Origin of the sequence: Pedobacter roseus (genome assembly GCF_014395225.1) — a bacterium.
Lineage (GTDB): Bacteria > Bacteroidota > Bacteroidia > Sphingobacteriales > Sphingobacteriaceae > Pedobacter > Pedobacter roseus.
The window spans coordinates 5,068,124-5,082,405 of the sequence record NZ_CP060723.1 but is presented as its reverse complement, the minus strand read 5'-3'; the positions used below and the strand labels follow the sequence as shown (position 1 = coordinate 5,082,405).

The 14,282-nt window shown below is 41.1% G+C and carries 12 protein-coding genes; 6 read left to right on the top strand and 6 right to left on the bottom strand.

Annotation, left to right across the window (positions count from 1 at the left end):
- Positions 1 to 28: 28 nt before the first annotated feature.
- Genes thiC through moeB form a run of 6 tightly spaced genes read left to right on the top strand, consistent with a single transcriptional unit; the run spans position 29 to position 6,086 of the window.
- Positions 29 to 1,912, top strand: coding sequence for a phosphomethylpyrimidine synthase ThiC (gene thiC / locus H9L23_RS20920; protein ID WP_187592148.1), 1,884 nt, complete (start codon positions 29 to 31; stop codon positions 1,910 to 1,912).
- A 6-nt stretch (positions 1,913 to 1,918) separates the two neighbouring features.
- Positions 1,919 to 2,527, top strand: a complete 609-nt coding sequence (locus tag H9L23_RS20915; protein WP_187592147.1) for a thiamine phosphate synthase — start codon at positions 1,919 to 1,921, stop codon at positions 2,525 to 2,527.
- Positions 2,528 to 2,529: 2 nt separating this feature from the next.
- On the top strand, positions 2,530 to 3,165 hold the full coding sequence (locus tag H9L23_RS20910; protein ID WP_187592146.1) for a thiamine phosphate synthase: 636 nt from the start codon (positions 2,530 to 2,532) through the stop codon (positions 3,163 to 3,165).
- 11 nt (positions 3,166 to 3,176) lie between these two features.
- Positions 3,177 to 3,947 (top strand): thiazole synthase, encoded by a 771-nt coding sequence (locus H9L23_RS20905; protein ID WP_187592145.1) that lies wholly within the window; start codon positions 3,177 to 3,179, stop codon positions 3,945 to 3,947.
- The gene (gene thiH / locus H9L23_RS20900; protein WP_187592144.1) at positions 3,934 to 5,058 is read left to right on the top strand and encodes a 2-iminoacetate synthase ThiH; all 1,125 of its coding nucleotides are present in this window, start codon (positions 3,934 to 3,936) and stop codon (positions 5,056 to 5,058) included. The genes H9L23_RS20905 and thiH overlap by 14 nt, the downstream gene beginning before the upstream one ends.
- A complete protein-coding gene (moeB, locus tag H9L23_RS20895; RefSeq protein WP_187592143.1) occupies positions 5,052 to 6,086 on the top strand; it encodes a HesA/MoeB/ThiF family protein in 1,035 nt (344 codons plus the stop codon). The genes thiH and moeB overlap by 7 nt, the downstream gene beginning before the upstream one ends.
- 60 nt (positions 6,087 to 6,146) lie before the next feature.
- Here the strand turns inward: moeB and H9L23_RS20890 are convergent, their stop codons facing one another.
- The 6 genes from H9L23_RS20890 to H9L23_RS20865 are packed head-to-tail and all read right to left on the bottom strand — an operon-like array spanning position 6,147 to position 14,280.
- Positions 6,147 to 6,515, bottom strand: coding sequence for a hypothetical protein (locus tag H9L23_RS20890; protein WP_187592142.1), 369 nt, complete (start codon positions 6,513 to 6,515; stop codon positions 6,147 to 6,149).
- Positions 6,516 to 6,566: 51 nt separating this feature from the next.
- Positions 6,567 to 6,740 (bottom strand): hypothetical protein, encoded by a 174-nt coding sequence (locus H9L23_RS20885; RefSeq protein ID WP_187592141.1) that lies wholly within the window; start codon positions 6,738 to 6,740, stop codon positions 6,567 to 6,569.
- A 1-nt stretch (position 6,741) separates the two neighbouring features.
- Entirely contained in the window at positions 6,742 to 8,946 is a 2,205-nt protein-coding gene (locus tag H9L23_RS20880; RefSeq protein ID WP_187592140.1) for a peptidase domain-containing ABC transporter, read from the bottom strand.
- Positions 8,947 to 8,962: 16 nt separating this feature from the next.
- The gene (locus H9L23_RS20875; protein WP_187592139.1) at positions 8,963 to 9,916 is read right to left on the bottom strand and encodes an LLM class flavin-dependent oxidoreductase; all 954 of its coding nucleotides are present in this window, start codon (positions 9,914 to 9,916) and stop codon (positions 8,963 to 8,965) included.
- Positions 9,917 to 9,928: 12 nt separating this feature from the next.
- The gene (locus tag H9L23_RS20870; protein ID WP_187592138.1) at positions 9,929 to 11,176 is read right to left on the bottom strand and encodes a lanthionine synthetase LanC family protein; all 1,248 of its coding nucleotides are present in this window, start codon (positions 11,174 to 11,176) and stop codon (positions 9,929 to 9,931) included.
- Entirely contained in the window at positions 11,173 to 14,280 is a 3,108-nt protein-coding gene (locus H9L23_RS20865) for a lantibiotic dehydratase (protein WP_187592137.1), read from the bottom strand. Before H9L23_RS20865 ends, H9L23_RS20870 begins: the two co-directional genes overlap by 4 nt.
- Positions 14,281 to 14,282 lie beyond the last annotated feature (2 nt).

Genomic DNA, 14,282 nt, shown 5'->3' with positions numbered 1-14,282 from the left:
CTTCAATAAATCAATCATTCATCTTAATATGAAACAAGAAAAAACACCAAACCAGGAAGTCATCAGCCGTAGTCCGTTTCCGGCTTCACGCAAAATATTTGTGCCTGGAAAAATCCACGATATCCAGGTGGCCATGCGCGAAATCAGTTTAACCGAAACTAAAATTCACAACGGATTTGGCCTGACCGAACCCAATCCACCCGTAACCGTGTACGATACCAGTGGCCCTTATACCGACCCAAATGCGGTTATTGATGTACGGAAAGGAATTCCCAGGCTAAGGGAACAATGGATTAAAGACAGGCAGGATGTTACGCAGCTTGATCAGTTATCTTCTGCTTACGGGCAACAACGCCTTGCAGATGACAAACTTGATGCTTTGCGTTTTAATTATATCAATAAACCTTATAAAGCCCAGCCGGGTGCCAATGTATCGCAGATGCATTATGCTAAAAAAGGCATCATTACGGCCGAAATGGAATACATTGCCATCAGGGAAAACCAGCAGATCGAACTGTTAAATGCTCAATTGGGCGATCAGCACGAGGTAATGAATCACCAGCATCAGGGTAATAGTTTTGGTGCCAATACTCCAAGGGGATACATTACGCCAGAATTTGTACGGGATGAAGTGGCCGCCGGACGTGCGGTAATCCCTTGCAACATTAACCACCCTGAACTCGAACCGATGATTATCGGCCGTAATTTCCTGGTGAAAATCAATGCCAATATTGGTAATTCCGCGGTTACCTCTACCATCGAAGAAGAAGTAGAAAAAGCTGTTTGGGCCTGCCGTTGGGGTGCAGATACCATTATGGACCTTTCTACGGGAAAAAACATTCACGAAACCCGCGAATGGATTATCCGCAATTCACCAGTACCCATCGGTACCGTTCCGATTTATCAGGCTTTGGAGAAAGTAAATGGCAAAGCCGAAGACCTGACCTGGGAAATCTTCCGCGATACACTGATAGAGCAGGCTGAGCAAGGTGTAGATTATTTTACAATCCATGCGGGGGTACTGCTCCGTTATGTGCCATTAACCGCTAAAAGAATTACCGGAATTGTTTCGCGTGGCGGATCGATTATGGCTAAATGGTGCCTTGCCCATCATAAGGAAAACTTCCTTTATACCCATTTTGAGGAAATCTGTGAGATCATGAAAGCTTACGATGTGGCTTTTTCTTTAGGTGATGGTTTAAGGCCTGGCTGTATTGCCGATGCCAACGATGCCGCGCAGTTTTCGGAGCTTGAAACCTTGGGCGAACTGACCAAAATTGCCTGGAAACATGATGTACAGACCATTATCGAAGGACCTGGTCACGTGCCAATGCACCTCATCAAAGCCAATATGGAGAAGCAGCTTGAACATTGTTCGGAAGCTCCTTTTTACACTTTAGGACCCCTGACTACTGACATTGCGCCGGGTTATGATCACATTACCTCGGCCATTGGTGCGGCTATGATCGGTTGGTTTGGAACGGCCATGCTGTGTTATGTTACTCCAAAAGAACATTTGGGTTTACCGAATAAAAAAGATGTGAAAGATGGTGTAATTACCTATAAAATTGCCGCACATGCCGCCGATCTGGCTAAAGGTCACCCAGGCGCGCAATACCGCGATAATGCTTTGAGTAAAGCGAGGTTCGAATTTAGGTGGGAAGACCAGTTTAATTTATCGCTCGATCCGGATACGGCAAAAGAATTTCATGATGAAACCCTGCCTGCAGAAGGTGCCAAGATTGCGCATTTCTGTTCGATGTGCGGGCCAAATTTCTGCTCGATGAAAATTACACAGGATGTGCGCGAGTATGCTGCAAAACAAGGTGTAGCTGCAGATGAGGCTTTAGCCAAAGGCATGGAGGAAAAATCGAAAGAGTTTACCGAAAAAGGAAGCGAAATTTATTCTTAGCCAGTTATGGAACTGATTGTAATAGCAAAGCCAACGGTTTTTAAAGAAGAAAGTAACCTGATCAACCAGCTTTTCGAAGCTGGTTTACAGGTTTTTCACCTGCGCAAAGAAAATGTTGATAAGGTAGCATACCAGAAAATTATTGACGGCATTTTGCCTGAGTATCATCCGCGTATTGCTCTGCATCATTTCCATTCGCTGGCTAACGATTACAATATCCATCGGATCCACCACACCGAAAATTTCAGGAAGGAAAGGAATAATGGGAAACTGCCAGAAAATAAGACCTACAGCACTTCCATCCATCATTTGGCTGATATGGAACAGATTGGGCAATACGATTACAGTTTCTTTGGTCCGGTGTACAATAGCCTGTCTAAGCCTGGTTATCAGGGCGTAATTCCGTCAGATTTCCGTTTGGAGAAAAAACAAGCCGCCCCGAAAATCATTGCCCTTGGCGGTATCAGTTTAACCGAAATCGACCAGGTTAAAGCAATGAATTTCGATGGCGTTGCACTATTGGGTAGCATCTGGAATGATCCTTCCCAGTCTGTAACTACTTTTAAAAAAGCACATGCAAAATGCCTTGCTTATGCTCAAAATTTAACAATATAACCATGATTCAGCCCTTACAATATATCTCGCAAGCCCCTAAAACAGGTACGCATATCGACGCCATTAAGCAGGTGCTAGAGGCCGGTGGAAAGTGGATCCAGCTCCGCATAAAAAACCAGGCCGAAGCCGAAATCCTGCCTTTTGCAAAAGCTGCGCAGGCCTTATGCGAAAGTTATGGTGCCAAACTCATTATAAACGATTATCCGCACCTGGCCAAAGCCGTAAATAGTTATGGCGTGCATTTGGGGCTGCAGGATATGCCTGTTCTGGAAGCCAGAAAAATTATCGGCAAACACCAGATCATCGGAGGTACCGCAAATACTTTCGAACATATCCGGCAAAGGGTAGCTGAAGGAGCCGATTATATCGGTTTGGGCCCATTCAGGTTTACCCGTACAAAAGAAAACCTGAGTCCGATTGTGGGTTTGGAAGGTTACCAGAAGTTAATGGAAAAAGTGAGGAAAGCAGGAATAAGTATTCCCATTATCGCCATTGGCGGCATTGAAGCAGCAGATATTCCGGCTATACTCGAAACCGGAATTTACGGAATTGCCATCTCGGCAGCGCTCACCAACCAAACACAAACGGCTGCGGTTCTTGAAGAAATCAGCAGTAAATTCAGTATTCATTCGATTTAAAAATTAAAGATATGTTAACCATAGCAGATCAAACCTTTAGCTCCCGCCTTTTTACCGGAACCGGCAAATTCAGTTCAGCAAAAGAAATGGAAAGCGCCTTAATCGCCTCGGCCTCCGAACTAGTTACCGTAGCGCTTAAACGTGTAGATTTAAAAGGAAAAGACGACGATATCCTCCATCACCTTAAATATCCGCATATTAATTTATTGCCCAATACGTCTGGTGTGCGTAATGCAAAAGAAGCCGTTTTTGCCGCCCAACTGGCACGCGAAGCCTTAGAAACCAATTGGATCAAACTGGAAATCCACCCCGATCCGAAATACCTCATGCCCGACCCGATTGAGACCTTAAAAGCCACTGAAGAACTGGTTAAACTCGGTTTTGTGGTGCTGCCTTATATCCATGCCGATCCGGTATTATGTAAACGTTTGGAAGATGTGGGTACCGCAGCGGTGATGCCATTAGGCTCCCCAATTGGCAGTAATAAGGGATTAAGAACGATCGATTTTTTAGAGATTATCATTAGCCAGAGCCGGGTGCCGGTAATTGTGGATGCAGGTATTGGAGCGCCATCTGATGCGGCTAAAGCCATGGAAATCGGTGCCGATGCCGTTTTGGTGAATACTGCCATTGCCATAGCTAAAGATCCGACCAATATGGCCATTGCCTTTAAGATGGCTGTAGAAGCTGGTAGAATGGCTTTCGAATCTAAATTAGGCGCGCAAACACATTATGCTGCGGCAAGCAGTCCACTAACCGCATTTTTAGATGAAGAGTTTTAACGAAATAATCGAATCCTACAATTGGGACGATACCAAAGCCAGTATTTATGATAAAACGGCTGATGATGTTGAAAGAGCTTTGAGCAATCCACAGCGGAATCTGGAGGATTTTAAAGCGCTGATTTCTCCCGCAGCATTGCCTTATCTTGAGGACATGGCGCAGATCAGTCAGCGTTTAACTTTAGACCGTTTTGGCCGCGTGATCCAGATGTACATTCCGCTTTACCTCTCCAACGAGTGTAATAATATATGTACCTATTGTGGTTTCAGTTACGACAATAAGGTAAGGCGCAGAACGCTCAATCCGATGGAAATTATGCAGGAAGTGGCCGTGATTAAAGGTATGGGCTACGATCATGTATTATTGGTAACAGGTGAAGCTAACCAAACGGTACATACCGATTATTTTAAAAAAGTATTGGACCTGATCAGTCCGCATTTTGCCCATATTTCGATGGAAGTGCAGCCGCTGGATGTAGCCGATTATGAAACCCTGATTCCGCATGGCTTGAATACCGTGTTGGTTTATCAGGAAACCTATCACCAGGACGATTACCGTAAACACCACCCTAAAGGCAAAAAATCAAACTTTCTATACCGTCTAGAAACTCCCGATCGCTTGGGGCAGGCAGGCATCCATAAAATGGGATTGGGTGTGCTGATTGGCCTGGAAGACTGGCGGACTGATTCATTTTTTACGGCCCTGCACCTATCCTATCTTGAAAAACAATATTGGCAGAGTAAATTCAGTATCTCTTTCCCAAGGTTACGCCCTTTTAGTGGTGGTTTGGAGCCAAAAGTGGTGATGAATGATAAAGAATTGGTCCAACTGATTTGTGCATACCGCTTATTTAACAGCGAAGTAGAACTCTCTATTTCTACCCGCGAAACGCAGGCATTCAGAAATCAGGTAATTAAATTGGGGATCACGGCCATTAGTGCGGGTTCTAAAACCAATCCGGGTGGTTACGAAGTAGAGCCTCAATCCTTAGAGCAGTTCGAAATATCGGATGAACGTTCGGCACAGGAAATTGCAGCGATGATTAGAAAACAAGGTTACGAACCGATTTGGAAAGATTGGGATATGAGTTTGATCAGTAAATCATGTTAATAAAAGAAGAACTGAGCCGCTATAACAGGCAGATGATTTTGCCCGAATTAGGTTTAAAAGGGCAAGAAAAGTTAAAAGCCGCCAAATTATTGATCATTGGTGCCGGCGGATTAGGCTGTCCTGTATTGCAATATTTGGCCGCAGCCGGTGTCGGAACAATCGGAATTGTAGATGATGATGTGGTAGAACTGAGCAACCTGCACCGGCAGATTTTATATAACCATACCGATATCGGTCTATCGAAAGCAAAAACTGCTGCAACAAAACTCAAGTTACTTAATCCGTATATGGATTTCACTGCTTATCACGAACGTTTTACCGCTGATAATGCGATCGCTATTTGCCAGAATTATGAGCTGGTGATCGATTGTTCGGATAATTTTACCACCCGTTACCTGGTTAACGATACCTGTGTGAGTTTAGAAAAAACACTCATTTTCGGCTCCATTTTACAGTTTGAAGGTCAGGTTGCGGTATTTAACCATCATGGAGGGCCAAATTACCGGGATCTTTATCCTGTACCCCCAACTGAAAACATTACCTGTGTAGAGGGCGGAGTAATAGGAATTTTGCCTGGAATAATCGGGTTATATATGGCCAACGAAGCGATTAAATTAATCTGTGGCATTGGCCAAACCCTTTCAGGAAAATTAATGACCATCGACGCATTGAACAATACGGTACTCGTATTCAAAATTGCGCAAGAAAAACAACCGGAAATGGTTAAAAAAGAGGTTATAATTGAAACTACGAAAGAAATTGATAAAATAACTTTAGATCAATGGCTTTCTGAATCTCCTGATGAAATTTTTCTGATCGATGTACGAGAAGATTATGAACACGAGGAAGGGAACATTGGTGGAATGAATATTTCCTTATATGAATTAACAGCTTCTCTTGAAACCATTCCAAAGAATAAAAAACTGGTGTGTTATTGCCAAACCGGGCAACGGAGCAAAATGGCAGTGCAATTATTGGAAGAGGTTTACAAAGGGGAAGTGTATAGTTTGATCGGTTCCTTAGGTTAATTGTTGAAACCGGTTAAACTGTTGTAAAATGCCAAGCAGCCTAACCGATTAAAAATTCTACTATGGCAATACAAAACTAAGGCTATAATGCGCAGTCTTATTAGTTTTGTCAATAGTAGAAATAGGTTTTTGATCTACTAGAACAGATGCCAGCTGTTTATCTTTTGAATCGACAGTAAACTGAACCTTTTGTCCGGATTTTATATTTATGCTTTTTTCCCATTCACCAGAAATATTTTCTAAAGTTTTCTGGTTTCCGCTTTCGTCAGTAAAAGTTACCGTAGCACTGCTGCTTGCCAATACTTTGTAGGTTACATTGTAACTGGCTTTCGTTGCTATGTTAAGCGGTCCTTTGTTCATTTCGTATGTGCCGTAAGAGCAAGCACTCAAAAATGTAATTATTAAAATGTAAATAATATGTTTTTGCATGATATTAAATTTTGAATATTTTAAATGAAAGACTTCCTTTAACTATTTCGGTTATACGAAATAGTTAAAGATGCTTAATATTTTAATATCTTCTTTAAAAAAATAAGTCAGGATTGAAACAATAATTATTGCCAACATAATCCCTGAACCAAAACGGACAATGCCTTTGGGCTTTTTGTTGAGGATATGCCTGATATCTGCGCTCATTTTATCTTGAATTTCCATATTATTTTATTTTCTCGAGTTGATTATTAATTAAATTGAAATAAGCCCCTTTATTGTTCATTAGCGTTTCGTGGTTTCCCGATTCCAATATCCTGCCATATTCCATTACAAATATCTGGTCGGCATTTTTAATGGTGCTTAACCTGTGCGCAACAATAACTACCGTCCGGTTATCGAAGAAATCCCTCAGGTTGTTCATGATGGCCTGCTCATTATTAGAATCGAGCGCATTTGTAGCTTCATCAAAAAGCAAAAGTTCAGGGTTTTTATAAACTGCACGGGCAATTAATAGCCGTTGCCGTTGACCTTGCGATATGCCATTTGCACCAATTCCAATTTCGGTTTCAACACCTTTTGGAAGGTTGTAAACAAAATCACCAATGTTGGCCATTTTAATGGCATCATGCAAACGGCCTTCGTTTATCTGCTCAAAGCCGAGTGCAATATTTTTAGCAATGGTATCTGAAAAAATAAACCCATCCTGTAAAACCGTTCCACAGAGGTTACGCCATTGGCCAACATCTATATCATCCAGTTTTTCGTTGCCAATATGAATGGTACCGCCAGTTGGATCGTACAATTTAAGCAAGAGTTTTAGCAAGGTGGTTTTGCCGCTTCCACTCAAACCCACTATGGCTGTAATTTTCCCTTTGGGAATGACCAGACTCAAGCTATTAAAAACGGCCTTATTTTCAAACCCAGGATAGCTGAACTGCAGATTCTGAATGGAAATATCGCCAATTAAATGATCTATTTCTACATATTTTCCCGTTTCTGGCTGCTCATCCTGAATCTCATGTATCTCATTTAATCGTTCCAGGCTCATTTTGGTATCCTGATACGATTGTAGAAAGAAAATCAATGATTCTATTGGTGCAATCAATTGACCTACAATAAACTGGATGGCGAAAAGACTTCCCAGACTGATTTCTCCCCTAAGGGTCATAAATGCAGCCACAAAAGTAATCCCGATGTTCCTCATTTCGGTAATTACCAATGAACCGGCCTGTTGATATTGGTTATAGGTAAGCCCTTTAACCCTTACCTTAAACTCTTTTACAATCAGCGATTCCCATTCCCATCTTTTCTGGTCGGCAGAATTACTGATCTTAATGTCCTGAAACCCCTCTATCAGCTGAACAATCTTACTTTGTACCGAAGAGTTTACCTCAAATCTTTTTTGATCGATTTGCCGGCGTTTATTAAAAAACAGAAATACCCAGCCTACATATAAAATGCTGCTACCTGCAAAAATCAGGAATAATATACTACTGAAATGGAATAGAATAATGCTTAATACACAGATATTGAAGCAAGAAAATACAGTAGTTAAAGTATTGCTGGTTAAAAAGTTTTCTATCCTCGTATGGTCGTTAACCCGCTGCATCACATCACCCTGTTTACGGGTTTCGAAGAAAGATAATGGCAGGTTAAGTAGCTTGATAAAAAAGCTGACCAAAATATTGAGGTTTACCCTTACACTCACGAATAATAAAATCCACGATCTTACAAATTCGATAAAAGATTTGGATGCAAAAACCACTACCTGCCCAATAAGTACCAGATAAATCAGGTTTACTTCTTTGAGTTTTATCCCCCTATCAATAAGCAACTTGCTTAAAAAAGGTAAACTCAGTTCCAGGATCGAGCTGGCCACTAAACCTATCAAAAGCTGTAAAATCAACGATTTGTGCTTTTTCAGATAACCCAAAAGCTTCCAGAAACTTACATTGGTCTGTGCTTCCTGCTCTTCCTGATTCAACTGTTCCAGATCTGCATCAGGTTCTAAAATAAGGGCATATCCTTTTTCTTCTACGGCATTCCAATGCTCCAGAAAGTCAGCTCTGCTTATTTTTACCTTTCCCTGTGCCGGATCGATAATCACAGCCTCATCTTTGGTCAGTTTTTTCAGCACCACAAAGTGGTTGGTTTTCCAATGGATGATGGCAGGCCAGATATCAGCATTAATAAGGTCGGTATAATGCAGTTTTACGCATATTGCATTCATGCCGAACTTTTCTGCTGCTACTTTAAGTCCTAAAAATGTACTTCCGTCTCGGTTAACCCTGCAGGCCTGTCTGATGGTATTTAAGGTATATGATTTGCCGTAATAGCGTAATACCATGCGAAGGCAGGTTGGTCCGCAATCTTTTGTTTCCAACTGGCGGTATATAGGAATCGATGGTCTATAGTTTAGTTTAAACATGGGTAGAGTTTTTAAATTAGGCCACTAACTGTTGTTTGTTTTGCATGCCAAAAACCTCGCTGATCCAGGCCATACTTTCCCTCCTGTAGTCGGGATCGCGGGCAATATCATAGAATATGACTTCGTCAGCGTCATACTGTTCCGCATAGGCCGACATCTTATCGAACAGTTCCTGTGGTTCGCAGCAAAGTCTTGTTGTGGGTTCTACAAAGTCAAATTCTGCTTCTGAAAGTGCTATCACCTCTTCTCTTTTTGCTTTACTCGGACTGGTAAAACCAGCCAGCGCAATATTAACCTCTGGTAAACGACCGTATTGCTTGTAAAAATCTTCACGGTAGGCTTTTAGGTTGTCTAAGCCTTTTTCGAGGTTTACACCTTTATGGAAAAGGGTACGGGAGCAGTTTAGCTGATTGCTTAGGCTAGCCTGATAACTACCCGGTGAGCCGCCAAGGTTCCAGAGAGAAGGTATCGTACCTTTGTATGGAGAAAGTATGAGCCCATTTTTAACATGTTCATCTTCATTGTTTAGTAAACTGCTTATAGCCGCTATCTGATTTTGGATATTTTGTACACCTTCTTCATAACTGGTAATTTTAGGCTGACTGAAATAAGGTAAAAAATTACTTCCGGGAGTGCCTTTAGCGAAACCCAGATCGATGCGGTTATTGAACAGGTTATTGAGCATCTTATAACTGGAAGCCGTTCTGATGGGGGAAGTATAACCCACCAATACCCCTGCTACACCTACCCTTATGGTATTGGTGTTACCACAGATTAGCGGTAAAAGCATATCAGGGCTAAACCATGGCGAGTTGGCGGAGGTAATAAAATGCTCGCCGTACCACAAACGGTGAAAGCCTAGTTTTTCTGCCAGTATAGCATCGTCTATAACGCTTTCGATAATCGAAAGACTATCTATCTTTTTGGATCTTGTACCAAAATCCATCAAGCCAATTTTTTTAATACTCATAACCTTTAATTTTTAAGATAAAAGAAACATATCGGTCCAATTTGCAGCAATATCATCATGTTCGGCAGCTGCCAGCACAAACATTGCCCCGCTAACCCCTTCCAGTAAACCGAGTGAACTTGGTTTGTTCATAAAGTCGGGATTGTTCAGGTCTTTTTCTAAATGATCGAGGGTGCTATCCAACCATACCTGTGCAGCCTCCTGATAAATTGTATGCCCCGAAAATTGATAAAGACGGTTTAAAAAGAGGGCTATACCAGAAGTACCGTGGCAGAAGTGGGAATTAATTTTTATGCCCGATGCAGGTACCGTAATTAAACCCGCGGCCATGGTTTTACCAATCTGATCGGCAATATCAGCATAGGCTGCGTTTTTGAAAGATACGCTACTTTGATACAGTAGCCATATTGCAGCAAGATCACCATAACACCAGCTGTAATTTTCTGCATAAAAATCACCGTCAATCAATTCTTCTTTGGTAAGTTCTTCATTAACCAGCAGTGGAAAGGCTGATAATGAAATGTCTTCATTTCTTGGATGATAATAGTGGAGAAAAAAATCCAAACTCTGTTGAATGGCAGTACCAAGTTTCTCTTGTTCAATACCGGCATTATAAATATTCAGCATCACCAATAAAATACCAGCATTTCCGTGCGAAAGGCTCATGTTGGTATTATCTGTATTTTGGAACTCTTTTACCGTGCTGTTGGGGAAGCGCAACCCTTTTTCATCAATTACTGCAAGTGTAAGGAGTTGATCTACCAACACACCAAGGTATTTTTCACGATTCGGATCACCTTTGCTGCTTAAAAGGTATAACATCTGGCCACTGGCGCCATGTAAAAAATCAGTGTTTTCTTCAGTAAGTAACCGCTTTGTATCTTCAAAAATCAGTTCGTTAATGGGTAGTACCTCTTCTAAAAATACTTCATCAAGATACTCTTGTTCTACCAGCTTTTGGATCAGGAAATAAAAACCGGAAAGACCGCTGCAGAAGGTCATGTATTTACTTGCCATATTATCCTGAGTGTTATAGGATTCAATCAGTTTTTCTAAAGCAATGTAAGCTTCGCTTTCTCCTTCAGGAAAAGCCTTTAACAGGCTAAAATAATAATAAACAATACCTGCATAGCCATTAAACAAATTGCCGTTTGTTATAAAATCCGGCTGATTTTCCTGATCGTGCAGCAAATGTTTAATCTGCTCAAATACCACTTTAAAACGGGTACTCATCACTGTTTCTGCTTGTAAGGTGCTCATATTTTTGTTTTTTGACGGTGAAAGGTTGATTTATAATACATTAAAAGAAAATCGTAAACTACCAGTTCATGTACGCGCTGTTTGGTTTTGAACAAACGATTCATATTCATGTGGATATAGCTGATTAAAAAGTTGTTCAGGTTCTGATCGATCAGTCCTTCTTCAATTTTCTTTTTGATGGCCTGAGCCAAAGGGATAATTTCGAAACTTCTGTACTGCAAAAGGTCTGAGCCCGAAAAATCATTCCCTGCATCCAGGTGGTTGGCAATCAGTTCTTTGCTGAACCGGTATTTCTGTGATAACTGTTTGATCAATAAAGCATCCGAGTTAAACTCCTGGTGAAACGAAGCCGATAAAACTTCCATTACTTTCAACTTCTCTGCAAGGGAAAATTCAAAGTCGTTCAATAAGCTGTCGATAGATCTGATGCCCCAAAGCCAACGCAGTTGCTCAAAGTTTTCTATCATATCCCTGCGTGATAAAAAGCTTGATACAGCCAAACTATCATGATAAAACAATTGTTCGCTCAATTCGATACCTGCTGCGCTATAACGTTCAATTTCGCGCTCGTATGTATCAAACTGTATTTTCCAAACTAAACCTGTTTCCGAAAGGATTTCGAAAGCTTTATTGATTTCGCGCATTACCGTACCTAAGCCATCTATTGGCGTTACATGTACCCTAAACCTCAGGTGTGGCTCCGGATCTGCATACCTGATAAAAAACCATTGGTCTATTAAACCTGCATTTACCAGTTTCTTGCCAAGCGCCAACAGCTCGTTTCCAATTAACTGATCTGCGGTTTTTACACCGGTATAAATTTTTGCATATAACCATTCCTCTCCGGGAAAGTATTGCCTTTTTACATGGTTATCATTTTTATGGCTAGGATTAAACACAGGTGCTGGTCTTTTTTTATCGTCTTTTCTGGTTAATAGGGCAACAAACTGATTGTTTACTGCTTTTGCATCTTCATCTTTTAAAATAGAACCCGTAATGGGTAAGTATTCTTTCAATACAATCTGGCTACGCTTTTTACAGGCTGATAACCAGGCTAGTATTTCGATCCGGTTACTTTGGTGCACCAACAGCTCATTATCCTCATCTGCATAAATAAAAGCTGCGGGGAGATCCCATTTTTCAAAAAAGCCTTTTAGCTTCTTTTCATGGGCCGGAGCATTGGTTTCTAAAATCTCTTTAATGTCATCCGCATTTAGATACCAGGAGGCTAAAGAAAGAATTACCCCTTTATATTTGATTCTTGGGATTTTAAAAATGCCCAGTTTTGGCAATACCTCTAAATTTAAGCCTAGCCAGTATTTATGATCTGCGCCCTGTAAATCACCTAAAAAATGATATACCGGTAATGCATTCATCCCGTAGTTATGTGCATTGCTCAACCTTGGTATGATTGCTTTGTTTAAACGTTTGCTCCTTAAAAAAATCTGCCCATTACGTACTGAAACCATTAAATCGCTAAGGCTGATTTCGCTCTCATCGGATGTACTGCCCGCCAATACCGGAATCTGGTAATCCCTAAATTTAGGCCTCGAAGCAATATTGCCGTGGCGGTCTTCGGGCAGGTGTGCCACCTCGGCTACTATTGCATCTTCATAGTAGGCATTTTCAACGCCATTAATATCCTTTAAGATCTGCTCAAATTTTTTATCGCCATAACCGAATCTGCCGATCATGCAAGCTCCCGTAGGCCATCCGCAATGTTCAAGGTAAATGTGGTCTTCTTCCCCTCCGTTCAGCCTAAAAATAATGGAGAAACTTGGCGGAAGTTCTGATGGATTGATATTAAGGTTGCCCAGATCGTGCTGATCAATATTCAATTCTGAACTCGTAGGATTGCTGGTTAAATAACCAATAAGCCATTTACTCAGGTCGGTATATTGTGTTTCCCTGATTTCGCTTGGTGTGCCGGACGAAAAAACCATCCGGTGTACCAATGGCGCTTCTCCGGCTAAATGTGTGTTTGAAGCATAACCAATACCCGATTCAGGATCCAGTGCCTGTAATAAAGGGATTTCCTGTTCATCATAACGGTCGGCAAAGCGGCTTTTGAATGCCTGTAATTCTTTGTTGTTGTGTTTTGGTGTAACCTGGTTTAAAAACTGAACTGCTTCCATCAACTTATCGGCATAAACATTACTCAACGTTTGTGCTGAACCATCTTTATAAAGATCGATCTGAAACATACTTTCGCTGTTAAATTCGATGTTCAGTTCCTGTAGTATTACAGAGATTTCTTCTTTTTTAATAATGGTATTGATTTCCTTAGCCAGGATCTCTTTAATTTTTATAAATGCTAAAAGATAGGTCTTAGCATCATAGTTACCACTGTCTACCGTTGTAACTTCAGTTAAACTATCAATAATCTGGTCTAAAAAATCAGGACCGCTTACCCTTGGTTCGAGGTTACTGAGTAAAATCTGGCCATTAATCAGCTCATCTAAAAAAGTATTGGCCTCTTCTGTTTCTACCTCAAACGAGTCTTCAATAAAGGCAGCAATAACATTGTAAGATTGTGCAGTATTACAAAAATCAATAATTTCCTGAAGGTATTCAGAGCCACTTACAGCTGATACCGTATACTTCCGGTAGCCCAATGTTTTGTAATCAACCATCCTATAGTTTCCATCGATATCATACAAAGTTTTATTAACACTATAGTTTAATGATTTTTTGATGTTTTCATTTTTCAATACATAACGGAAAACAGTGCATAGCAATCCCATGTCCAGGCGGGTATGTTTACTCATGGCACCAAGTTCTATCTGCGTATCCGCTGCCCACGCAATTGGTGCACAACCTGCAAAAAGGCCAAAAGGGGTAGCCCTGTTTTTGGTTCTGTTAATGTATTTAGATAAGGCTACTTCTATTTTTTCGAGTTTTTTAGGATCTGTGATGGTATCGATCCGGAGTACAGCCTCATATAAATCTTTAGAAGCGATCCATAAAGCCTCCATAAAAAAATCATCTTTGATGAACTGATAAATCAGCTCTTTGGTGATTTGCCCCTCATTGTGGTAAGATGGAAACCGGAGCATCAGATCTGGTAAGAACTGGTACTGCTCGCTTAGTGTGTCCTTTTTCATAG